Annotated in this window: 15 protein-coding genes and 1 tRNA gene; 11 read left to right on the forward strand and 5 right to left on the reverse strand. The window is 54.4% G+C overall.

Annotation, left to right across the window (positions count from 1 at the left end):
• Window positions 1-121 precede the first annotated feature (121 nt).
• The 4 genes from EI77_RS00460 (at window position 122) to EI77_RS00475 (ending at window position 3825) form a co-directional block, all read left to right on the forward strand.
• On the forward strand, window positions 122-1183 hold the full coding sequence (locus tag EI77_RS00460) for a CHC2 zinc finger domain-containing protein (protein WP_133792794.1): 1062 nt from the start codon (window positions 122-124) through the stop codon (window positions 1181-1183).
• Window positions 1180-1455, forward strand: coding sequence for a hypothetical protein (locus EI77_RS00465; RefSeq protein ID WP_133792795.1), 276 nt, complete (start codon window positions 1180-1182; stop codon window positions 1453-1455). Before EI77_RS00460 ends, EI77_RS00465 begins: the two co-directional genes overlap by 4 nt.
• A gap of 51 nt (window positions 1456-1506) precedes the next feature.
• Window positions 1507-2100: a JAB domain-containing protein gene (locus tag EI77_RS00470; RefSeq protein WP_133792796.1), complete on the forward strand. Its 594-nt coding sequence runs from the start codon at window positions 1507-1509 to the stop codon at window positions 2098-2100.
• Window positions 2101-2523: 423 nt separating this feature from the next.
• A complete protein-coding gene (locus tag EI77_RS00475) occupies window positions 2524-3825 on the forward strand; it encodes a methyltransferase domain-containing protein (protein ID WP_133792797.1) in 1302 nt (433 codons plus the stop codon).
• 80 nt (window positions 3826-3905) lie between these two features.
• On the opposite strand, the gene EI77_RS00480 is transcribed toward EI77_RS00475, so the two are convergent.
• On the reverse strand, window positions 3906-4148 hold the full coding sequence (locus EI77_RS00480; RefSeq protein ID WP_133792798.1) for a hypothetical protein: 243 nt from the start codon (window positions 4146-4148) through the stop codon (window positions 3906-3908).
• Between the two features lie 71 nt (window positions 4149-4219).
• Between EI77_RS00480 and EI77_RS24150 the strand changes: the two genes are divergently transcribed.
• Genes EI77_RS24150 through EI77_RS00495 form a run of 3 tightly spaced genes read left to right on the forward strand, consistent with a single transcriptional unit; the run spans window position 4220 to window position 8319 of the window.
• Window positions 4220-4483, forward strand: a complete 264-nt coding sequence (locus tag EI77_RS24150; protein WP_425606501.1) for a helix-turn-helix domain-containing protein — start codon at window positions 4220-4222, stop codon at window positions 4481-4483.
• Between the two features lie 20 nt (window positions 4484-4503).
• Window positions 4504-5208, forward strand: a complete 705-nt coding sequence (locus EI77_RS00490; RefSeq protein WP_133792800.1) for a DUF502 domain-containing protein — start codon at window positions 4504-4506, stop codon at window positions 5206-5208.
• 3 nt (window positions 5209-5211) lie between these two features.
• On the forward strand, window positions 5212-8319 hold the full coding sequence (locus EI77_RS00495) for a type IV secretory system conjugative DNA transfer family protein (protein ID WP_133792801.1): 3108 nt from the start codon (window positions 5212-5214) through the stop codon (window positions 8317-8319).
• 7 nt (window positions 8320-8326) lie between these two features.
• Here the strand turns inward: EI77_RS00495 and EI77_RS00500 are convergent, their stop codons facing one another.
• Window positions 8327-14920, reverse strand: a complete 6594-nt coding sequence (locus tag EI77_RS00500; protein WP_133792802.1) for a lipase family protein — start codon at window positions 14918-14920, stop codon at window positions 8327-8329.
• A 1005-nt stretch (window positions 14921-15925) separates the two neighbouring features.
• On the opposite strand from EI77_RS00500, the gene EI77_RS00505 reads away from it, so the two are divergent.
• Together EI77_RS00505 and EI77_RS00510 are read left to right on the forward strand one after the other, a co-directional pair.
• Window positions 15926-17494, forward strand: coding sequence for a recombinase family protein (locus tag EI77_RS00505; RefSeq protein WP_133792803.1), 1569 nt, complete (start codon window positions 15926-15928; stop codon window positions 17492-17494).
• Window positions 17495-17618: 124 nt separating this feature from the next.
• On the forward strand, window positions 17619-19361 hold the full coding sequence (locus tag EI77_RS00510) for a cation:proton antiporter (RefSeq protein WP_133792804.1): 1743 nt from the start codon (window positions 17619-17621) through the stop codon (window positions 19359-19361).
• Window positions 19362-19444: 83 nt separating this feature from the next.
• Here EI77_RS00510 and EI77_RS00515 read toward each other — a convergent pair.
• Window positions 19445-19518, reverse strand: a tRNA-Gln gene (locus tag EI77_RS00515).
• A 95-nt stretch (window positions 19519-19613) separates the two neighbouring features.
• On the opposite strand from EI77_RS00515, the gene EI77_RS00520 reads away from it, so the two are divergent.
• Entirely contained in the window at window positions 19614-20888 is a 1275-nt protein-coding gene (locus EI77_RS00520) for a CHASE2 domain-containing protein (RefSeq protein WP_133792805.1), read from the forward strand.
• 114 nt (window positions 20889-21002) lie between these two features.
• A complete protein-coding gene (locus EI77_RS00525; RefSeq protein WP_133792806.1) occupies window positions 21003-22373 on the forward strand; it encodes an MBL fold metallo-hydrolase in 1371 nt (456 codons plus the stop codon).
• Between the two features lie 199 nt (window positions 22374-22572).
• Here EI77_RS00525 and EI77_RS00530 read toward each other — a convergent pair whose 3' ends face one another.
• A complete protein-coding gene (locus tag EI77_RS00530) occupies window positions 22573-23670 on the reverse strand; it encodes an aminopeptidase (protein WP_133792807.1) in 1098 nt (365 codons plus the stop codon).
• Between the two features lie 123 nt (window positions 23671-23793).
• Window positions 23794-24672, reverse strand: a complete 879-nt coding sequence (locus EI77_RS00535; protein ID WP_133792808.1) for a CvfB family protein — start codon at window positions 24670-24672, stop codon at window positions 23794-23796.
• Window positions 24673-24909 lie beyond the last annotated feature (237 nt).

Raw genomic sequence — 24909 nt, forward strand, 5'->3', positions numbered from 1 at the left:
AGCCGCCCGATTTGGATCTCAAGTGGTCGTGATACAATAGAAGCCAAGGAAGCCACATCAGCATTTGCTGGGTGGCTTTTTCGTCTTCTAACCAAATCCACCATCAAAATTGTTCTTTATCATGAGCACTTCTACCGCTTCTCAGAACGCCTTCGTTGATTTCAAAGAGGTGAAATCGCGGATCGGCATCCTTCAGGTCCTCGAACGCTACGGTCTGCTGAGCAATCTGAAGCGCGCAGCAGACCGTCTTTCGGGCCCGTGTCCCCTGCACAAGGGCACCAATCCGACGCAGTTCCGGGTGTCCGTTTCCCGCAATTGCTTCAACTGCTTCGGCACCTGTGGTCGAGGCGGCAACGTCATCGACTTCGTTTCGCTCCGGGAAGGCATCTCTTTCCGGGACGCTGCGCTGCTTCTCCAAGACTGGTTCATGCCCGACAAGGCCGCGAACCGTTTCGCTGGAACAGCACCCAGGCAGACGACGGAGGCTTCCCCCCGCCCGTCTTCTCAGCCACTTCAACCGCCGCCAGCAGTCGCCGATGACCCGGATGAGGATACGGGTGAAAACCCGCCTCTTTCATTCGCTCTGAAGGCACTGAAGTCCGATCATCCGTATCTTTCCGCACGCGGTCTCACAGAGGCCACGATTGCAAGCTACGGGATTGGCTATTGCGCCAAGGGCTGTCTGCGTGGCCATGTGGCTATCCCCATCCGCAACCGCGATGGAGTTCTCACAGGTTACATTGGAAGATGGCCTGGAGATCCACCGCAGGGTCAGGGCAAATACAAACTGCCAAAGGGATTCCGCAAAAGCCGCGAGGTCTTCAACATTGATCGCGCTGTCCACGCGGATTCATCGGACCCCTTGCTGGTCGTCGAAGGCGTCTTTGACTGCCTTCATCTCGTCCAGCTCGGATTTTCGGCGACCGTTGCCATCCTCGGCTCTTCACTGTCTCCCCGTCAGGAAATTCTGATCCGGGAAGCAGCGAGGACTAAACGGCCCGTGTATTTGCTCTTCGATGCAGACGAGGCAGGAAGAAAAGGAGCTTCAGAGGCTGCAATGCTTTTATGCAGCTCTTCCATCGTCCGTATCATCGATATCGGCGCATACCAACCGCAGCCGGAACTGCTGGAACGTTCGCAGGTTGAGGCTCTTCTCACACAACATGGAGCCACTACCCCATGAACGCCGTTCCCCGATTTTCTCTAGGCCGGCTTTTTGCCACACCTGGAGCGATACAGGCTTTAACGTCGTCCGACATTCAAACAGCCCTATCCCGTCACCTTCAGGGTGATTGGGGCGAACTAACTTCGGAGGACATCGAAGCCAACAACGATGCGCTACAGGACGGGAGCCGGCTCCTTTCTGCATACAGCGGAGAAAACGGTATCCGTTTTTGGGTCATCACGGAATGGGATCGCTCTGTAACCACAGTGCTGCTCCCTTCCGAATACTGAAAGGACTCTGAATCGGCTGCAAGGCCAGGCTCTCGCGACTCGCTTCAACGCATGGAGCCGTCCCGCTTAAAGCGCGAGAGTGTAACTCACGAAGCAGCCTGCAATCGCAGGCGGACGGCAGAGAAGATGACATTGAAACAACTCGAATTGTTCCTGCCAAATCCTTCCAACCTCCCGGCACAGCGACGACGAAAGTCCGCGCCCCAGGAGTTAAAGGTCATCAGTCTGCGGGAGTGCCCCTCCCCAGAATCCCTGATGTTGATGGACTGCCCGGCGAAAGCTGTGGAATACTGGCACCACCACATCACCGCCTCTCCGAATTACAACGCGGATGTGGAATGTGTGGTGGTGCTCGTGCTCAGCACAAGGCTGCGGATCAAAGGACACTACCTGGTGTCCGTTGGCTCGCTCAATGAGGCCATGGCGCATCCGCGCGGAGTCTTTCGCATCGCCATCATGGCCGCAGCTCATGCCATCGTGCTCATGCACAACCACCCGAGCGGAGATTCTTCCCCAAGTCCTGCCGACACGTCACTTACCAGACGCGTCCGCGAGGCAGGAGAGCTTCTTCGCATCGAGCTTTGCGACCACATCATCGTTGGCCATCAGCGATACTTCTCTTTCAAAGAGAGCTGTATCATCTGAAGCCCAAGGATGTTTTACAACCCTGATCAGACCTAGTTCTGATCAGGGTTTTCTTTTACACTCGCTCCTTTTATCGGCCCAGAACACCATATGGCCTTCCTCTGCCATGAACGTTTGCATGAGCATTTAAATGTATTGACTGCACAATTTTGGTTTTTCCCGCGATTCGTGTGAAAAATTGCTGCCCTCGGGGGGGTATTCTGGTCGAATCCCATCATTACAAGCTCGATGGAAATGCAGCGGGGTGCGGAGTGGCGACTGGTTGGGTTCAAGATGACGGGCTTCAGGCGGTTTTACATATTTTTTGCCAGCCCAGTCACTGGAACAGCCTGAGTAAACCAATTTTTGCTAGGTGTTTGGCAGTCGCCATGATAAATTTCATTCTGAACCTCAGAATGAGTTATTATCTAATAGTAGATCCTTATGCTTAAACCTGAAAAACTTTATTCGTTCATGAAGATGGCCATCTCAGAGTCGCGGAAATCCAAGCCTGAAGATGGTAGCATTCACCCAAAAGTGGGAGCTGTAATCGTTGATGAAAATGGCACTGTTGTTGCCAAGGCTCACCGTGGTGAGCAAGGCCGTGGAGATCATGCTGAGTTTATTGCTATTTCGAAGGCTATCCAAGCAGGATTCAAGGATTTCTCTCGCGCTACAATTTTTGCAACTCTTGAACCCTGCACTCATAGGGGTCATGGAAAAACCCCTTGTGCTGAACGTATTGTCAACACAGGATTTGGTCGCATTTACATCGGCGCACTTGATCCTAATCCCGTTATAGTGGGACACGGTGAGACTTTTCTCCGCATGAGACAAGGCTTGATAGTCGAAAGATTTCCTTCTGAGTTAGAGAGACAAATACGAGAAGATAATAGAGAGTTTTGGAACTTATTTTCTAGCGCCCATCTCCCATCAACATCGTTGTACATTCAGGTCCGTGTTTCCGACGTGATTTTGAGCAAATTACGCTCCGCAGGTGTCGACATTGACCATATACCCACAGAAGATGATTACTCTTTGCGAGATTTAGCGTCTTACGTATACGGACGCGGGAAATTTCACTCCAAAACACGCAAGGAAATACTAGATTTCTTGGTTGAAGCTAGGTCATCGGCATTCGATCAGAAGTACAGCAGTTATACATATGATCAAGATGCACGAAAGATTGAAGAAAGATGGAAGAAGGAATTTCCAGGCATACTAAAGCGCTTTAAAGTCTATGATTTTCCAAAGCGCAGAATTTTAAATGTTGGTATTGGAAATGGCCTAGAAGGAGTTGGCCTTTTTGAACATTGCATTAACTTCACTGGAGTTGACATCGCGCCGGAATCTCTTACGAAAGCACAAACTAAATTCCCTAGGGCTACTTTTATCAAAGATTCAGCCGAGTCCTTGGACGAGATTTCTGACCAATCCCAAGACATATATGTTTCGCTGCGAACTTACCAATCGGCCTTTTTCGACATTCAAGAGTCAGTTCGACAAGCTTATCGCGTCCTTGCACCAGGAGGAATTTTTATAGCCTCCATCGCAAATGCATATGTTGAAGGTAACGTGTTTGTTCGAGGATTACTTCCTCATGGCTCGAAGAATGTAGATCAAGACTGCGCACCAAACTTAGCAAATGCGATAAGACATATTCTCACAAAACACCGATTTGATGACGTTGGTGTTCACTCTGGGAAAGCAGAGGAATACGTTTTTGGGAGGAAGCGTTATCATTAAATCGACTTAAAGTGGTGTCCTGAGGAAAAAGGTTCATATGCAGCATTAAAACAGGGAGCAATTATTTTTCGCAAGACTATTCACAGCGAAAGAATATCAATTTTTGCAGCAAGAAGAATCTGGCGGGGAAGTTTGACGATCCGCTCATCTAAACCGCAGCCAGCAGTGGCAGGAAGGCGTCCACGGGATTCCTCCGTGATGTCGATTCCAATGACCGCAATATCCCCGTCAGCCAGTTCCCACAGATCTGGGCAACCGTCCAGAGCGGGAGTTTGCTTCCCATTCTCGTGAGGGTCAGGACCGAGGCGACGAAGGAATTTCATGGTATGGGGAAATTATGCGCATGTTACATTTGTAACATGTCGGACGCAACGATTTTCTCCATTGATTGTGGGTGTCACGTCCTCAGGAAGCCAGTGCTGCGCTTTGCGAAGCTCTCAGAGAAATTCTCCGAGAGGCTAGGATCGAAGCGGATTTGTCACTGAACGAACTTGGCAAACGGTCTGGCGTTGATCGCAATGCCATTAGCTTTGTTGAGCAAGGACGACGCATCCCTTCGGTGGAGACATTGGCGAAGATAGCTTTCGGATTAGGACTCCCAGCAAGCCTCCTTTGGCAGAGAGCAGAAAGGCGGGATCTGGGCAACAAGGGCAAATAACAAGCGAAACCCTCAATTATATGAACCTACCGACATTTGGAATCTGGAGGCGCAAAAGGCCAGAGGTGATCAAATACTGGTATACCCCGATTGAGCGCGGCTCGTTTAGCACAGACGAGTTTTACAGCCGGATCGAAGGCTGGCTTCAGGAAAGGCAATTACCTGGTTTTGAGGTCACTCGTGAGGAATTCAGCGAAGGCGGAGCACTTTCACCTCACCGCCAATATCTCCGCATCCGCCGCGAGCGGCTGGTCTTTGATGTCTGCTCCGCCGCCTTTGGGGAGGCCTGGTTCTTTTCAGCTAGGCAGGCCCAGATCCCTGTCTCTCTCATGGTCTGGGAACTGTTGGTCATCCTTGCCGTCATCGCTGCCATCGTTCTCGGCTACATCCAGCTCTTCGGCGTCATCGCCGGAAGCGCTATCATTCTTTTCAGCCTGATCGGCGGGTTCATGCTTATGAGGAACGCCCTGACGCTGGGCCTCCATGACCTGGACGCGTTCTTTCTTCGCATTCCCATTTTCGGCACGCTTTATGAACTGGTTCGGAAGGAAACTTATCACCGCTATGACACACGTTTGATGTTTTTGGATCAGACGGAAGCTCTTGTGAAACGTGCCGTCGAGGAGATGACGGCGGCGGGTGGCATCAAGCAGGTTGAGTTCAAAGAAGCCTGGCCGGAGGCCCATCCGGCGCTCGCTTCCCTGCTCCGCCGGTTGGAACGATGAGCCATGACCACACTCGAACAGGAGCTTACCGGGCAGTTCTACCGCTTCGAGCTTCCCGGACGCGGCGGACAGGTGTGCCCGGAGCCGGTGTCCATCGAGCCTCCGTTCCGATCTTTCCCCGGATATCACCTCCCCCAGCCAAAGGTTAAGGACGACGGACGCAAGCACACGTTTTTCAGCGGCTTTATGGAGCGGCTCGGAAGGACAATATCCGATACTGAGGAACCAGCTGATCCAGAGGAGCATGAGTCCCCGCAATTTTTCCCGTGGGAACGGCAGGCTATCGTTGAATTTCAGATTTCGCTTCCTCGCGAGCGCAAAGGCTTGGCGGCGCGCATGGAGCAGCTCCTTAGTTCTATCTCTCTTTGCGGGGAGCCGGTGAGCTTCGAGATTCTGGGAATGGGTGGCGACGCGCTGCTCCAAATTGCTGCAAGCATTGACGACGCTCCTCTCGTCGAACGACAGCTTTCCCTGCTTTTCCCTGGAATGGTTGTGACCGCGACCGAGGACGCGCTGATGGAAGCCTGGCAACAGACAGGCAACTCGTTTGCGATCTGCGAATGCGGCCTTGAGCGGGAATTCATGCTACCTCTGGGCCTGATACGTTCGGGCCCGTATTTCCCTCTGCTTTCCGCTTTGGCATCGCTCGACGAGACGGAACTCGGCATCCTGCAGGTCATCTTCGAGCCCGTGCGTCATTCCTGGGGCGGCGAGGCGCTCCAGGCGGTATCCGATGGTGAGGGCGGCCCATTCTTCGTGAATCGCCCTGAGCTACTAACCGGAGCGAAAGCGAAGTTCTCAAGACCTCTCCATGCGGTAGTAGTCCGCTTCGCCTCTTCAGCCGATGACTCTGAGCGCGCCTGGAAAATCGTTGCGGAGATGCTATCAGGATTCGTTGCGGATGCGAGCGATGCCGACAACCGCCTGATCCCCCTCTCAAATGATGGCTACGAGGGGCGGGATCACGAGCGCGACCTGATCCTCCGCCAGTCAAGGCGGACCGGGATGCTTCTCAACCGGGACGAACTGTCTTGGCTGGTGCGCTTCCCCGAAGACCCTCTCACTGCTGCGCTCCTGAGGTCGGACAGCGGCATGACTCGGGCCGCACCTGAATCGGCCATCCAGACTTCTCCCCTTCAGCTTGGCTTCAACGAACATGGAGGCGTTTCAAATCCCGTCTTCCTTAGCGACGAGAACCGCTTTCGTCACACCCATGTCATTGGAGCCTCAGGCACTGGTAAATCGACCCTGCTTTTCAATCTGATCCGCCAGGACATCGAAGCTGGCGCTGGAGTGGGGGTGTTGGACCCGCATGGAGACCTGATCGAGAAAATCCTCGGGATCATTCCCGATCACCGGATCAAGGATGTGATATTGCTCGACCCTTCAGACGAAGAGTATGTCATCGGGTTCAACATCCTGTCAGCCCACAGCGATCTTGAAAAGACTTTACTTGCCTCGGACCTGGTTTCGATCTTCGCTCGGCTCTCGACCAGCTGGGGGGACCAGATGAACAGCGTCTTCCAGAATGCAATTCTCGCCTTCCTCGAAAGCCGCACCGGCGGCACCCTGGCGGACCTCCGGCGCTTTCTGCTCGATAAGGACTTCCGGTCAGCCTTCCTGAAAACGGTGGAAGACCCGGAGGCAGTCTTCTATTGGGAGAAGGCGTTCCCCCAGCTTGGCGGCAACAAGTCCATAGGCCCCATCTTGACCCGGCTGGAATCGTTTTTGTCGCCCAAATCCATCCGGTACATGGTCTCAGAGAAGTCTAACAATCTCGACTTTGCCCAGATAATGAACAGCGGCAAAATTCTCCTGGCATGTCTGCCCCAGGGACGGATGGGCCGCGAGAATTCGTATCTCCTCGGCAGCCTCCTGGTGGCAAAATTTCAGCAGACGGCCATGAGCCGCCAAGCTCTCGCTGAGAAGGACCGGAAGCCATTCTGGCTCTACATTGACGAGTTCCAAAACTTCGCCACCCCTTCGATGTCAGAGATCCTCTCAGGTGCCCGTAAGTACCGACTTGGACTCACACTTGCCCACCAAGACCTTGCGCAAATTCGACGATACCCGGAGCTTTCGAGCGCAGTTTTAACAAACACTTGCACGCGTATCGTCTTTCGTCCCGGCGATGAGGATGCCCAGTCGCTGGCGGCAGGCTTCGCGCATTTTGATTCCAAGGCGCTCATGAGCCTCTCCGTTGGCGATGCCGTCTGCCGGATCGGGCGCAGCGATGCGGACTTCAATCTCAGGGTGCCTGCCTCAGATCTCGGCGATAAAGAACATCTGGGAGAAAGACGCCTTGAGGTTATCGAAAGTTCGCGCAGCCAGTATGGACGGTCCAAGGTTGAGATTGCGGCCGAAAGGGTGGAAAACAGCACCGCACCGCACAAGCCTTCTCTTGCAGCGGAGAGACAGGAAAAGAAGTCGATTGACCCGGAGCCCAGAAAAACAGATGCAGGTGAAAGTGCAGAGGAAAAGCCAAAGGCCCCTTCCCTATCATCTGCGGTTCCAAGCTCACCTGCTTCACCCTCTTCATACAGCCCGACTACTATTCGGGAAGATGTGGAGGCTCTTGGACGCGGCGGGGCGCTTCATCAGGCAGTGCAACTGGAACTCAAGCAAATCGCCGAGACGCACGGGTTCAGGGCTGTCGTGGAGAAACAGATTTCCGGTTCCCTGGAGACAGTGGATCTCTACCTGGAACGAGGCAGCACGATCATCGCCTGCGAGATCTCGGTGACTAACACGCTCGAATATGAACTGAAGAATGTAACCAAGTGCTTGAAAGCCGGATTCCCATTGGTGGCGATGGTCGCGCTAGACGCAGGAAAGCTAGCAAAGCTTGAGGCCGCTATCCGCAACTCCTTATCCGATGTGCAGACCACACAGGTGCAATTCTTTCTGAAGAGCGACTTTGTTACCCTCCTTCAGTCGCTGGTGCTAAAAGATGTCCATTTCTCAGGTGGAAAAGAGAAACTGCGGAAGGGCTGGAAAGTCAATACCACCACTGTTGAAATCAGCGAAGAGGAAGCGAAGGCGCGCGCTGCAAGCATAGCCTCAGCAATGGCAGACTCACTCAAGAGCCGAAAGCGTTCCAATGGCTCATGACGGGACACTATGGCCTTCCCCCAAGTGCACGAACTTCGGCCAGCATCGGCCAGAGATGATGCTGGTTTTCAGGGTTCTGCGCCATCACGATCTGCGAAAGTGCTTCCCATGTCTTAGTGGCAATGGCAGGGCGCTTTCGAACCATTTGAATAACCGTATCAGCAAACCTTGCAGCGCACTCCGAAGGCGTGTCTCCGTATGCAAATTCCATACTGAAAGCAAGATCGACCGCATGCGCCTCAAAGTTGGGATCACCTTCCTTTTCGAGCCTGTCAAAAAATTCATTCAGCAACTTCATCCAATAAATCTCGTCCGCAGTGCGATACCAACTCCTCTGTTTGGTGATAAAGTAGGAGATTCCCCAAAGTTCTTCGGCTTTGTGTTCTTCAGACAGTCGAAGTTTTGAAACGTCGAACGCCTCCATCTGAATATGAAAAGCACTGCTTAATGCCTCAGGCGCAGGCTGGAGGTTCAATGCAAGGGAAAGAAACTTCCATGATTCCGCAGAGTTGGAAAGCTCCACATGTTCGCAATGCCGTTGTAGCTTACCGAGAACGGTTTTCTGATTGATCCAGATTTGTTGTTCAACAGTCACCCAGTCCTTCAACAACTCCACTGAAGCTGAAGCAAGAAATGTCCCCAGCCTGTTTGTCCAATCGGCACGCAAAACGGGCATTGAAGTTTCGGGCGTGGGTGCATCCTTGCTAGTAAACAAAAGAGTCCGGTATAGCTCCGTCAGTGAATCCGCCGTCGGGGCTGATAGCCTGTCCAATGAAATAAGTTGGGGTAGCGCGTGAAGCAGAAGCCATTTCGCACTGAAGTGTAGCGGATGAACCACGTCAGGAATTACCTCCCGATTTTCGAAGAGACTCGCCGGAACCAGCTCAAGACGATTAAAGGCGGCAATCACCTCGGGCGACTGTGGCGGGCGTGGAAGCCAGAATTGCAGAATCCCGGCATGCACCCAAGCGCATAGCCACATTTCTTCCGGGGCAAAGTCCTCATTGCGGGCCGCCAGACAACGCCATGACCATCGAAGCACAGCATTGAAATAACTCCAGCTCTCCTTCGCCACATCGCCGATAAGGGAATCAAGCAGTGCCTTGCCGCGCTCTTGCGCGGGGCTATCTGGACGAAGCAACAAACACGCGAGTTGCAGACGGAGGAAGGGATTGGAAACAGGAGCTTCGAAGGATCTGACAAATGCGTCTAACTCCGTTGCAGAAAGGGAAAAGATGCGCACAGCCCAGATCTCTGGCAGCCGCACTGGCAAGGAGCCTTGCCGTGCGAAAGCATCGGCCATTTCGTAGTCTTCCATTAGCTGGGGTGCCGCCTCAGTCATCAGCTCAAAAAGGGGTCTTTGAAGGCACATCCCTGGCTCCAGACCAGCATGCCGGAGCAGGGATGCACAGCCTAGTGGTCTAGCCTCTTTTTCAATATGACTTATCCGAATTGTAGCTTCTGGTGGACGATTTAAGAAACGACGAAACTGGAGGGTTGTGGACTCTTCCTGGAGCAGGTCGTATTGATCGATGCGATCAGAGGGTGATGCCAGTGCAGCAATAGACGGGAAGAGTGTCTGTGCCTTTTCCTGAGAAAGGTCGATGTCTGATCTCCTGGCTTGGAGGAATGAAATCCGTGTGGGCATTTCCGGCGATGCCAGGGCCGCATCGCCACTGCGGTAATGCAAAGGGCCATCCGCGCCACTGGAAAAAGAAACGTCTGGCAGACCTTGTGGATTGGGTGCCCACGAAACTTGATATTCCCTTTGCCCGCATTGCGACACAACGGTTACAGCGCCACCGCTCATCGCACGTTCAATCGCGTCCCAAACAGATCTGCGTTCGAAATGGAACCCTCCCAATAGCATGACTTGGTCGATACCAAACTGCTCCCTCTCTTCTTGGGACAATGATACGTGACCATGCCCTACATTCATTAGGCCCAGAATAATGGAGGTGGCAAACGGGATCATTCCCTGGCCAGCCCCCGCTTCAGGGTGCTCGGTATGGATCTGGTTCACCATGCTCTTAATTGCCTCACAGAAATGGTGATATTCTCTTGCTCGCAATCGAAGAGATTTAATCAGCCACTTGGCGAAACCGCTCGTTCGCTCGGTCAGCATATCTAGATCCGACCGCTGTTGCTCCCAAATTTGCAGGCAAAAGAAGCAGAACAGATCTGACAGAGTCCGGTCTCGATATCTTTCGGGTTCCGCTTGAGGATGAAGCTGTTTCATAGCAAGCGTGCCGACATCTGTGACGAGGGCATGCAACAGCCATTGAGCCTTGTTATCCCTGATATCTTTATCATCTTCATGAGTCCATAGGTCTGCAAAAACTGATGCAGCCGATATAAGAATCTGTGTCAGAAAACCTATCTCGGTAGAATCCACGTCCCCCGCTTTGCTAAATTGCATGGATTTGGCATCTAAAAAACAGGCCGCATAATAGCGACGAATGACCTCAAGCTCGGGCGTTTCCCGAAGTTCCTTTGTATGAAGATTGGTTGCACCCTTCAGACGAAAAAGCAGCTCTTCTTTGCAGAGCGGTATAAACCGGGCATTCCCTAGTCGCATGCGATGAAGGCAGCCAAAGAATTCTGAAGCCGAGAGACGATGAACCTTATGCAGCCAGTAAAGAACATCCAAAAGACCAACAATGGGAGCTTCACCCGCAAAGAGAAAACCGGTCATCCAGCGATCTTCGGATACAATCAAGGCTCCTGACGTGACAGCCAGAAGATCGAGGACGCTGTTAAACAAAAGTGATTCTCTTTCATGACGCACAGCATGCGATGAAACCGGCCCAGTCTGGTACCGCCTGCCCAGTTCTCCCTGCAAATGTTTTTGCAGGGAGTCTATGCCAGCTAATACTTCATTTTGGTATTTTGCCTGCCTTTGCGCTTCACGACATCTTTGCTCCTCTTCGTATGTGATCCAGACTTTGCAGCGTGTTATCAGTGAGTCCAGAGCCCCGACATTCATCAAGGAACGTGCGATTTCCGTATCCAAGATGATTGTTGAGAGATGTTCGAGGCGAACACTCGGGGAGGCAGGATGGAAAGAATTGTGGCTATGAATTTTTGGACGGAGTTCTTCCTCTTCGATCCAACCTGCGTCAATCATTCCCTGAACGAGTCCTGATGGACCACCGACATGCTGAAGTAATTTCTCGGGTACATCCAGAGGCTTGCCTGGCTCAAAATCCCAATCCAACGGCCAGAAGTCAATCAGTACGCCTCCTCCTTCCACAGCCGCAGAGAATGCACTCTTCCAATTTTGAGTCATCCCCGAGGCCCATGCCTCCAGACCGGGAATTTCAGATTGGGATTGCGAAGTGACACGTATCCTGCCCGCATCTATTAGAACCAGCAGTTGATCCACTTCCCTTTCCCGCGAGGGTTGACGATCAGCGAGCTGTTTCATTTCCTCAAGCAACAGCCCAGGAATCTTTGGAGAGATGCTCAATTGAGCTTCGGATTTTTCCAAAACATCAAGCATGCCAAGACGATGCGCGACCAAGAGGGAGGTAATATCAAGGTGCAACTTCCAAGGGCTTGAAGGGGGAGGCTCGGAAAAATGATAGCGCCGTCCGTGTCTCAGGCGCGCACTCCACAGCCGTGTTGGAGCAGCAAAGTAATCACCATTAGCTGGCGGGCAGGCATCATGAACAATCGCACTGAGGGGATGTCCTGTCACATCAGCATAGGCATGAACATGAACGCGGCCTAGGCGGTAATGCTCCTCCTGTTCGGCCCGAACGCTTTGCTTCTCCCGCATTAGCTCGGAAACTTCATCCATGGTAAACCTTTTCATGGGCCCAGCGGGACTTAGTGCCGACTGCATCACTTCTGGAGCCAGCTCATCAGCCAGGTTGAGCTTGTTCGCTAAAATAAAAGTATAAGCGGCTGTGTGAGGCAGATGAATCTGCGGTGTTGCAACCGCAGCCCTGAATAACTGTCGGGCGAGCTGGATGTGAACAGCAGTGAGATGATCCGCCATATGCAGCAGATTCTGCGCGGGACACTCCCCTGTTTGAAGTACCCGTTGGGCAGCCTCAATCATGTGCAGATGATCGCCTGCCTCCTTGGATTTATTGAACCAAAGAAGGATGTTTTGTTGATTCGGATGCTTTTGAATGATCTGTTTGATCAGGCTCAGAGCAGTTTGGAAATCTCCCTTCTGAAAACAGGCTTCGCTCTCGATCTGCAGAAAGACATCGGAATTTTCATCATTCACGAGACTGCGATACTCGTTGAGAATACGCAGAGATTGTTCCCACTTTCCGGCTTCATTCAAGGCGGTCAATACCATCTCTAGAGTCCGCTTGCCAGGAAACTCACGCAGCAGCCTATCCACATGTTCAACAACGAATTCGGGGGAGTCTAACCTCACATGCATCTCGCATGCCGAAAACAGATCTGTCACTTTTCCAGAGTGCGTCCAAAGATCGACATAAGCTTTTAAGCATTCCTCTTTGCAGTCTCCGCGAAGGGCTGGCAATCTGAGGCTGAAGGCGAGCAGTTGAATGCGTTCTTCTTCATCTTCCGCCTCACTCAGAATAGTCCTAACAGTTTCTGTTTGTTGCAGGGCTCCTGCCAGTTGAATTCGGGAGAACCGCCAGCCTTTGGATGATTGCCCAATGCTAAAAGCCTCTTTGAATCGGTCCATCAACTCAGCGGCTTCGGCTTCTTTGCCTTGATGCTGATAAAGCTGTCGTAAAATTTCAACTGACTCAATCTCACCATTAGCCAGAATGGCATGGCACGTATTCTCTATTTGGACCAGATCCACTGGCAACTCCGCCAGTAAAGCCCAGTGGATAGAAAGAGATGAGCCCGGTTGTAGCGTTTGAATTTGGTGAAATATCGCCAAGCATTTTTCCACAGGGGCAGATCCCAGACTGGGATTGATTCGCGCCAAATTGCACCAGCATGCGAGAGACCAAAGAAGGTATCGCAATTGCTGTTCGGACCCCACATCCATTCGCGTGGCAAAATCTTCAAACAATTCTGCAGCTTTTTCAAAATGACGCACCGCCTCAGCCGTCGTGTAAACGCATTCCACAGCCAAGGGTATAGGGTAGGCTGAGGCAAGCCAAGCCGAGGCGTGTGGAGATATGGCACTGGCGTATTCAATCAGCGCCTTGGCTTCGAGATTCCCCAAGCTATGAGGCTCGCTTTCCAGCGCTAACTGGTTGGACTGGTGTGCTTTATCTAAATTTTTGAGCTTTAGGTAAGCCCAGGTCAGGCAGCTATGAACCGTGGTGGAACAGGGGAACGGGGCTGCCGGGTCCAAAGCGATACGTATAGCCTCCTCGTATTGTTCATCATTGACAAGCAGCAAGAGTTTCCATCGCCATTCCTGCTCAGTGACTGGACTCGGGTAGCTTTCCAGCATGGCTTTTTCGTTGCCTTCCGTGATCGCGATTAACGCTTCACTTGTCACAAACCGCTCATTTGGGCATTCAGCTTTAGCCTGTGACAAAAGGGTTTTTGCCCCAGCCGTTTTCGCCTGCCTGTTGATGACCGCGTGAATCAGTGCTCGATAGGCCTTGGCACGCGTGGAATGCTGAAGAACACTCCATACACTGGCATTCGCCATCAACGTCCTGACATCTTTTTCAGCCGCAGCGAAATGGCCTTCTGAAAGTTTCTTCTGGATAACTTTCAACCGCTCCTCCTTTTCGTTCCCTAGGTCAATGAAGAGCGCGCTGGCCTCTGAGTGCCTCAGGGACTGCGGGGCTGAGACAGGCGAAGAATCCAGCCCCCCCTCGTGGGTCTGCGACGCTTCTTTTTTAATCGATGCAACAGCCATACCAAGCCACTCTAGTGACAAGCCAAAAATCAAATCTTTGCCCTTGGGTTTCACCAGTGAAAGATGATCAGCATCAATGTCATGGATCCTACCCACATTTGGATTGGCCGAGGCGCGAGGAACGATCAATACCCGCGGAATAGGCATAAATCGCCCCCAAAAAGTCTGTCGCATTAGAGGGTAGCTTTCCGCGAAAGTCATGACTTCCACTGGATTGGCCCCGAGCCAGTTGAGAAACTGCTCATGTGCCAAGTCCAAGGCCTCTTCATTGCCTGTCATCTGGCGGACATGCTTCTGAGCCACGCGCAAAAACGACGCCATAGAAGCAATTGCTGATCCCCTGTGGGGGGTGCCACAGAAAATGATGCCCTTGATATTTTTGACAAGCTGGCTGTGTTTTGTGTCGGATGGGAGGGAGCCTCGCACCGCCAAGTCTTTGATTATAAGCCCTCCCATGCTGTGGCAAATAAAAATTATGGGACGTTCCCCAAGCTTGCTCAAGCCAAACTGGCTGACCAAATTGCGTGAGCGTTTTTCGATCAACATTCCAGGCTTGCCAACCACTGTAATTCCGGCTGAGTAACCCACGGACCAGATGCCACAGTCAGGCAATTCGGGACCTAGTTGTTCTGGCCAGAAAAAGTAATCAGAACTGCCCTTTTCCCCATAGGTCCAGGTGCTGTGGGAGGCACCATGCAGTCCATGGACGAACACGACGTCTGCAACACGGTCTGGATTCTCTGTATTGGCGATTGCATGCACGCCCTCTTCATCCCATTTCATATAATGCGATCAATCAGCTCTCAAAGGCTCGCAATTGCAACAAGGTCTTTTTAGGTAATTTATGATACCCCTATAGTTCCTATCATATGCGCACATTGTATTCAGGCAATCTCGGCGATCACGAAATCCACGTCCCCAGAAATCCTCTTTCTTCCTGCCGCAAATTTCTGACTGTAAATTTCCCACGCATTCCATGCCGTTGCCTGCGACCGACTTCACCAATGAGTGCTGCCGTTTCCTCTGAGACCTTCCGGCATCCCGGTAGGCATTACTTCAAAACGCTGGCAAGACTCGGATCGTATCACAATTGATGAAAGAAAGCGGATGCGTAGCTGGAAAAACTCGTGGCGGAAAAGGTGGAGGTGCATTGCAAGTACCGTTCGGTTCGAGTGGACTGTCCACTGGAGGGGGCTGGCAGTTGCCCAGGTGCTTCCTGCACACTCGGACCTCACAATCCTGCCAAAATCCTCCCTCTGTCTGTGGCCTCCCCAAACTTCTACTTCCACAACGTCCCGCCAACACATTCGGCCTGCATAGCCAGCTTCGCGAGAAGCTGACCTAGATGCTGAGGCGAGGGCTGTCCGGGTTGTGAGACTTTGCTGTGGGGGCAAGGTGAGCACGCAAGCCCTTCCGGGCCACATTCGCCATTTACCACCTTGCCCTGCTTGGGCCCATAGCCTTCCCTCACAAATACAAAATAGCCCCACACCCACCGTAGGAAGGGTAGCCATTCTGGGAAAGGAATGATGCTGTTCGATAACAGACTACAGCCAGGACTGACGTGAACGAACACTGTCAGCGATGCGTGCCCAAGCTACAGTCATTTTCTCCCCAAACCCCTACAAACCCTCTGCTGAAGTTGGCAAATATATGAAAGACCGGGTCATGTTTGTTCACCCACATTCTAATAGGTATCGCCAAAAGCACCATGGTTCATCTCATTCCTCGCCAAAAAACTTAATAGACTGTTGATTCAGCCATAGCTCTCCATCATATTCAAGGCATATGAATGCTTTGCCCAAAAGCCATTTGCCAGCGAAGAGAGTAGGCGTCTGGATCCGAGTTTCCACTGAGGACCAGGCCCAGGGAGACAGCCCCGAGCATCACCGCATCCGCGCTGAGCATTACTGCCAGGCGATGGGCTGGCAGATCGTCGAGACGTATGACCTTGCGGGAGTAAGCGGCAAGGAGGTGCTGGGCCATCCTGAAGCGAAGCGGATGCTTGCCGACGTCAAGCGCGGGCACGTCAAGTCGGTGGTGTTTACCAAGCTCGCCCGCCTGACTCGCAACGCCAAGGAACTCATGGAGCTTTCCGAATACTTCCGGCAGAACGACGCCGACTTGGTATCGCTCCAGGAGAACATCGACACGAGCACCCCATCAGGCCGACTCTTCTACAATATCGTGTCGGTGATGGCACAATGGGAGCGCGAGGAAATCGCGGATAGGGTCCGCAGCTCCATTCCGATCCGGGCGAAGCTCGGCAAGCCCATCAACGGCAAGGCACCCTACGGCTACGAATGGAAGGACAAGCAGCTTGTCGTCCAACCGGATGAAGCCCCAATCCGAAAGCTCATCCACGAGCTTTTCCTGGAGCACAAGAGGCTCAAGACCGTGGCCAGGATACTGAACGAGCGCGGATACCGTTCCCGCAACGGCAAGGAATGGTCCGACATGACGATCCGCTTCCAGATCCTCGACCCTACTGCCAAGGGAGTCTATCGCCGCAACTACACGCGAAACAATGGCAAGGGAAAGCCCTGGACGATCAAGCCCGAGGCCGAGCATATCTTCAATGCTGCTCCCCCAATCATCTCGGAAGAGCTATGGGATGGCTGCCATGCCCTTCTTGAAGGCAGGCGCATCACACGGAAAGCCCCCATGAAGAAGCCGGCCCACCTCTTTGCAGGATTCGTCCACTGCGGATGCGAAGGGCCGATGTATGTGCCTAGCAATTCGCCGAAATACACCTGTAAGAGCTGCCGCAACAAGATCCCCTGCTCCGACCTTGAGGATATCTTTCTTGATGAGGTGACCGGTTTCCTCGTGAATCCCGACCACATCCGGACCTATCTCTCCAAGGCAAGTGAGGCGGTAACTGAGAAGGAGCGCCTGCTCGAGGCCCACAAGAAGGAGATCGCGAAGCTCCGCGCCGACGCGGATAAGCTGGTCGATCTCTATACCGCTGGTGGATTCACCATCGAGCAATTCAAAGAGCGGCATGAGCCCATCGACGAGCGCAAGCGGCAGCTGAATGGAGAGCTCCCCCGCCTCGAAGCCCAGATCGATCTGCTGAAGATGGAGAGCGTCACGAGTGACGACATGATGAGGGAAGCTTCGGACATCGGAACCCGTTGGAAAGACATGAACGGTGACGAGAAGCGGCGGATCGTCGAGCTGATGCTGACCAGCATCGAGATCGGGAAGGGCGAGATGAAAATCAACCTCGTCCAGCTCCCTTCTTACCAAGAGACTGCAAATTGGCAAGACATGGCAAAAAGTACATGGGCACCGAGCGCACCACCTTTGTCATTGACCCTGAGGGCAAGATTAAAGCCGTCTTTCCAAAGGTGAAACCCGAGGAGCATCTGCCTCAAATTTTGGCTGTGCTTGAATAGGCTTTAAAACCTCTTGAGGGACATGCCTGCTGGCATCAAGGCCATTGCTGTTTATCGTGCCTCAGTATCCCGTTAAACTCATGAACCACCTTGATTTAATTCTCACTCTGACCGGCGGTCTCGCGGTCGCCTTGGCACTAGGTTTATTGACCCGGAAGATTGGCCTCTCACCCATCGTCGGTTACTTGCTGGCCGGTATCGTTGTCAGCCCGAACACTCCAGGCTTTGTGGCGCATAAAGACCTGGCCAAGGAGATGGCAGAGATCGGGGTCATCTTGCTAATGTTCGGTGTCGGTCTTCACTTTCATTTCAAGGAACTGCTGGCCGTGAAGCGCATCGCCATTCCCGGCGCCATCGTTCAGAGCGCGGTGGCAACGGGCCTCGCCATCGTCATCACCATGGGCTTCGGCTGGACTTGGCAGGAGGGTGCCGTGTTCGGCATGGCCATCGCTGTAGCCAGTACCGTCGTGCTCACCCGAGTCCTGGTGGATAACAATCATCTGCACACCCCTGTCGGTCACATCGCCATCGGCTGGCTCGTGGTGGAGGATCTCTTCACCGTCTTTGTCCTCGTGCTGCTGCCTGCCGTCTTCGGTGCACCCGCTGAAGGCGCAGAAGCCGCCGCCAGTGGCGGGCTCATCTGGGCGATGCTCTGGACCACGGTCAAAATTTGCGCCCTGGTCGCCTTCACCTTCATTGTCGGTGGTTGGGCCATTCCACGTCTGCTGGCCTACATCGCCCGCACAGGCTCACGCGAGCTCTTCACTCTCGCCGTTCTGGTCATCGCACTCGGCATCGCCGTGGGTGCAGCCAAGCTCTTCGGCGTCTCCATGGAGCTCGGCGCCTTCCTCGCCGGCATGGTCGTCGCCCGTTCGGAATTCAGCACCCGCGCCGCCACGGACGCCCTGCCGATGAAAGACGCCTTCGCCGTTCTGTTCTTCGTCTCCGTGGGCATGCTGTTTGATTTCAAAGCCATGCTGGATGCCCCCGGCCTAGTCCTGGCCACCATTGGCATTGTCATCATTGGCAAGCCCCTCGCTGCCATCGCCATCACCCTGCTGCTGCGCTATCCGCTTCGCACCGCTCTTTATGTGGGTGCAGTCCTGGCCCAGATCGGTGAATTCTCCTTCATCGTCGGCACCTTGGGTCGAAATCTGGGCGTGTTGTCAGATTCCGCCTTCAATGCCCTCGTCGCCACAGCCATCGTCTCCATCACACTCACGCCCCTGCTGTATCGCGGCGTCGCTCCCCTGGAGAGCCGACTGCTCCGCATCCCTTGGCTGGCCAAAATCCTCGCCCGTAACACCGAGCGAAAAGGCGATCCCTCCGAATACACCCAGGAACAGCATCACGCCATCATCATCGGCTATGGCCCCGTTGGCCAAACCGTCGTGCGCTTGCTCAAAGACAACGACATCGTCCCCGTCGTCCTGGAGATGAATGTGGATACCGTGCAGAAACTGAAGGCCGAAGGCATCACCGCCATCTATGGCGATGCCACGCACCCCGAAACCCTAAAACAGGCAGGCATCGATAAAGCCCGCGCGCTCATCCTCAGCTCCTCAGGCCTGGAGGGAAAGGATCTCATCAACGAGGCCCGCCGCATCAATCCAAAGATCCAGATCATCGCCCGCACCTCCTACCTGCGTGAAGCCCACCAGCTCACCAGTGCCGGAGCCGACAGCGTCTTCTCCGGTGAAGGCGAAGTCGCCCTCTCCATGACCGAATACATGCTGGAAAAACTCGGCGCCACCCGCGAACAAATCGACCGCGAAAGCCTCCGCATCCGCGAAGAATTCTTCACCACTCCCCGGGTGAAATGATATTCATCACAACCGTCAAATCATCGCTCTTATTCACGAAGCCCACACACGAAAAAGCCCCGCAAACGCGAGGCTTCATGAAGTGGCTACCCCTCAAGGACTCGAACCTTGAACAACAGAGTCAGAATCTGTTATGTTACCATTACACCAAGGGGTAGTGAATATGGGACGCGCAGTCTGGCACGGATTAGAAGGAGCGCAAGCGCAGGATGAATCTATTGGCAGAATCATCTCTCCGGCTCAAGATACCCCATGCTGCAGCGCCTTCTTTTGACCCTCCTCCTCCTGGCCATCACCGCCGGGTTCTTGGATCATAGGCAGAAGGCAGGCAGCTTTCAAAAAGTGGATCAGGCGTTCCTCGATTTCATGGTGGCCAATGCCCGGGAGAACTTTGATAAATCATTGCCCGATCATGATGGCGTGGTCCTGGTGGAATTGCGGGCCGAAGATCACGCCGAATACGCCTCCTGGCCGCCCCCGCCTTTAGACTGGCAGACACTCGTCCGAGGACTGCAAGAATACGATCCCGAGGTGTTGGTGATCGCCACACCCCTGAATTGGGGCCGGCCAACGCCCGACTTTGCCCCCGCTTTAGCGGATGCTTTGCTACCCTTCACCAGTGTGATCCTGGGGGTGGAAGCCCAACTGGCGGACGGCGAAACTTCAGCCCCTGCCTTCCTGGGGGATTTGGACAGCCTGTTGCCGCGTTTTATCCAGGTGGATGGCGATGCCAGCCGCGTGCCTTCATTAGCCAGCCTCATCACCGCACCGGATGCCGCCGTGCGTGCCTCCAGCGAGATGGGCCTCCTTTGCCTCCGGCAGGAAAAGGGAACACGGCGGCTGCCCTATGCCGTGAAGGACCAAGATGCATTCATCCCCACCCTGCTCGCTCAAACCCTGGCCCGGCATAGCCACAGCCCTTATTCGTCAGGCCATCGCCTGCATCTGGGAGCCGGAGCTGGGGCTTACTTGCAGGAAGGCCGCTATGTGCCTTTGCGACCAAGTGGCGAATTCATCGTTACACCCCAGGCAACCGTCCCCACCGTGAACGCGCTGCATTTGATGGCCGGCAGCCTGGCCGATGCCGTCAGCGATACCGAAAAAGCCCTCCTGGCCAAAGCCGACATCCTCGTTCTGGGCATCACCCAGGCAGAGTCGCTAGAAGGTCCCCCTTCCCTTCCCCGTTTATACGCCCAGGCCTTTCATCACCTGCTAGGGCTGCCTCGCCTGCAAAAACTGGGCTCATTGGGCCAATGGATCATCCAAATTCTCGCGGTTTTAGCAGCTCTGTGGCTCATCATGAGAGTGCCACCAGAAAAGGTACTCAAATCCGGTCTATTCCTCTTCTTTCTCGCATTCATCGGCGCTTACCTGTTGTTCCAGGCATCCTTGATCTCATTTTCACCGGTGCCTCCTTCCGTCATTTTAGTCTTAGGCATGCTGTTAGGCAGATTTTGGCGAAAGAAAGAGACCACAATCAGCCTCTCACCCTCGTCACCTGCATCGCAGGACACCGTTGCCACGTAATCCATAATTACCCTCAAGGGGTCACGCAAAATGCCGGACACTTTCTCCGAGCTTGCAGTTTCCTGACATGGCCCTAGCTTGAGGTTTCCCTCTGCTACTTTTTTAAACGAACACATGCGTTTCCGTAACCTTACCCGCCGCCGCGAGATCGGGGCCAACTGCTACCTTCTCGAGTCTGGCAAAAATCGTGTCGTCCTAGATGCCGGGATGCACCCGAAAGAGGTGGGTTTCGATGCCCTACCTGACTTTGGAGCCCTCCCCCATGACACGGCGGATAGCATCCTCATCACGCATGCCCATCATGACCACATCGGTGCCCTGCCTGTGCTCATGCGCAAGCAGCCGAACACCCCCGTCTTCATGACCGAGCCTACGGGCGAAATCACCAGCGCCATGCTGCACAATTCGGTCAACGTCATGAGCTCCCAGCGCGAGGAGTTGAGCATCGCCGAGTACCCCCTTTTCACCCATCGCGAGCTGGATGAAAACCGGGCCCAGTACATCTATCGCGATCTGGTCAAACCCTTCGAACTGCCCAATGGCGATCTCACCGCCACCTTCCACGATGCCGGCCACATCATGGGCTCCGCAGGCATCATGATCCGTCAAAACGGCAGCAGCCTGTTTTATACCGGCGACGTCAATTTCGAAAGCCAGACCATCGCCCGTGCCGCTGATTTCCCCACCGAAGGCATCGATGTCCTCGTCGTCGAAACCACCCGCGGCACCTATGAGCGGCCACAGGACTATACGCGCAAAGGTGAAAAAGAACGCCTCGCCGCCCTCATCCGGGATACCTTCGATGCCAACGGCTCCGTGCTCATCCCCGTCTTCGCCCTGGGCAAAACCCAGGAGGTCATGCTCATGCTGCACGAGCTTCATGAAGAAGGTCTCATCCCGGAAATGCCACTGCGCATCGGCGGTCTCGGCACAAAGGTGACCGTACTCTACGATCATTATGCTGACCGCGTCCGCCGCAACTATCCCGGCTTCCGCCTGCTGGAAGACGTGCGTATGCTCGTTGCCCCGCGCCGCAAGCGCGGCCCCGGTCGCCCGCAGATTGATTACCAGCCGCGCACCATCTATGCCCTTTCCAGCGGCATGATGACCGAGGGCACCACCTCCAACGCCTTCGCTGCCAAGTTCATTGATAACCCGCGCAACGCCGTCGCCTTCGTGGGTTATACCGATCCCCTTTCCCCGGGCTACCGCCTACGCACCGCCAAAGCGGGCGAGAAAATCAAACTCTCCCCTGACCTGCCTGCCGTCGAGCTCCACGCCCGCATCGAAAGCTTCGACCTCAGCGCCCACGCCACCCGTGAGCAGATCGCCGAATACGTCGAGAAGGTGAAGCCGAAAAAGCTTCTCATGGTCCATGGTGAAGAACCCTCCCAAGCCTGGTTCAGCGCCCGCTTTGCCGAAACACTCAACAGCGACACCGAGATCATCCGCCCCGAGACCCACGCCGCCATCGACCTCTGGTAACGGCAGCTGCCTGCACCAGCAGGTGGCATTTGCGTAGCTGCCTAAGTCCCGCGACTGCGGGATGGGCGTGCTCTCTCACGCCCTCGCCCCCATCTCCACGTCGTAGCTGCCTGCACCAGCAGGTGCTTCTGGCCGAAAGCTCTCACGCTCTCGCCCCATCCCCCGCGCCCTAGCTGGCTCAGCATACGCCGTCGCCGCCTCAATTCAGCGGCTTCAATTCCGGTGCCAAAAACTGGCCGTTCTTGCGGATGAGCTCCCCATCAAAGTAAATTTCCCCGCCACCGTAATCCGGCCGCTGGATGTTCACCAGGTCCCAATGTACCTGGCTGCGGTTGGTATTGTCCGCCACACCTTCATAGGCCTGTCCCGGAGTGAAGTGAAAACTCCCGGCGATCTTCTCATCAAAAAGAATATCCCGCATCGGCTCCCGGATCTCCCGGTTAAAACCGATGGCAAATTCGCCGATGTAACGCGCGCCTTCGTCGCTGTCGAAGATCTTGTTAATCGCCGCCGTGTTGTTCGCCGTGGCATTCACAATCTTTCCCTTGGAAAACTCCAGGCGCACCGAATCAAACGCGATGCCCTGATAAATCGTCGGCGCGTTGTAGCTGATCACCCCTTCCACACTGTCCTTCACGGGCGCACTGAAGACCTCCCCATCCGGGATGTTATGACGGCCGCCACAGACGATGGACTTCAGCCCCTTCAGGCTGAAACTCAGATCCGTGCCCGGACCGGTGATGTGCACGTCCTTGGCCTTGTCCATCAGCTTCTTCAGCCCATTCATCGCCGGGATCAGCGCCGCATAGTCCAGCAGGCAGACGTTGAAATAAAAGTCCTCAAAGGCCCGCGTGCTCATGCCCGCCTGCTGCGCCATCGCACTCGTCGGCCAGCGCAGCACACACCAGCGGGTATTGTTCACGCGCTCATTTTGCAGGGGCCGCAGTTTCGCCATCACCATCTTCATCTTCTCCGCAGGCACATCACTGTTTTCAGTGATGTTATGGCTGCCACGCACCGCAATGTAGCAGTCCATTTTTTTCATCAACTCCAGTTCGCTTTCACCGATGATATCATACTGCGTTTCATCGGCATGCACCATGAGCTCCCGGGTCACAGCCGTATCATGCAGCTTCACGATAGGCCGGGCCTTGGCATCCACCACGGCACGGATCAGCGCCTGGGCCACATAATTGGGTACATCAAAACAATCAATCCAGACCAAGTCCCCTTTCTTCACCTGGGTGGAATAGCGGACAAGTTGGCGAGCGAGCTGGTCAACGCGTGGATCGTGCATGAAGGCGATATAAAGGGGAAAAAGCCTCCGGTAAAGACGGACTTTAAGGCCAGTTTCAGCCTTCAGAGAAGATCAGCCCGCTTGTTTGACCGTCAGGCCCCAGCCCACCACTTTATACCAGCCTCATTCCCCGGGTCGCCACTCCTGCCCTGTGTTTTCGCGAATGTCCACATAGGCGATTCCAGGATTCGTAAAACGGATGCGCCTCTGGCGAAACAAAGCCCCAAGCGCCTGTTTGAAAGCCTTTTTACTACAGTCAAAATTCTGCCGGATGACCTCCGGGGAACTGTCGTCATCAAACGAAAGGCTGCCCCCATTCTCCTGCATAGCGGTGAGGATCTGCTCCGTCAGCGGGGCCACACGCTTATAGCCCTTCGCGTCCAGAGTCAGGTCCAGCTTGCCGCCAGGGAGCACGGCGCTGATAAAGCCCTTCAGCTTCTGCCCGATCTCCAGCCTCGCGCCCACATTGCTATGATACAGCAGCCCCTGGTGCGTGCCTTCCACGATGGCATTGTAGCCCAGCGGTGTCTCCGCCAGGATCACCAGCGCCACCGGCTGCCCAGCTTTAAAACCCACCGGCTTCGGTTTGTTGAGGTGCTTGTTCAGCTTCGTCGTCGCGATGATGCGATCCGTCTTCTCATCCACCATCGCATGGGCGATCACCGTATCCCCCGGATAGACCGGCTCCGCCTGCTGGCGGAAAGGCAGCAGCAGATCCTTCGGCAGTCCCCAGTCCAAAAACGCACCCACATTGCGGTTCACGCTCACCACCTTCAGCGGCGCAGACTCCCCCACCATCACCAGCGGCTTCTCCGTGGTGGCGATGAGCCGGTCCTCCGAATCCCGATAAATAAAAACCTCCAGGACGTCATCAATCTGCGTCCCCCGTGGTACATAGCGATTCGGCAGCAGGATCTCCCCATGGTCTCCCCCACCCAGGTAAATGCCCTGCGGCGTGCTATAAAGAACGGGAAGCTGATTGAGTCTGCCAAGGTCTGCCATGTGTCCCGCCAGACTATACCATCCTGCCAACTTCGAAAGAGCTTGTTGCGTTCCCTGGTTTAACGTCGTGACTCAAACCCCAATGCGTGGGCGGTAAGCGGACTCACAACACCACAGAGCTTTCAACCGCCCACTCCTTGCCCAAGCCCACAACCCAAGGAGTTGGGGCGTCTCGCCCCGACAAAGCGCACCTCGCTTTTTTCGTCTGCGAAGATCCTCGCATTTCCGTTCATCGAG

Origin of the sequence: Prosthecobacter fusiformis, assembly GCF_004364345.1 — a bacterium.
In the GTDB taxonomy this organism is placed as follows: domain Bacteria; phylum Verrucomicrobiota; class Verrucomicrobiia; order Verrucomicrobiales; family Verrucomicrobiaceae; genus Prosthecobacter; species Prosthecobacter fusiformis.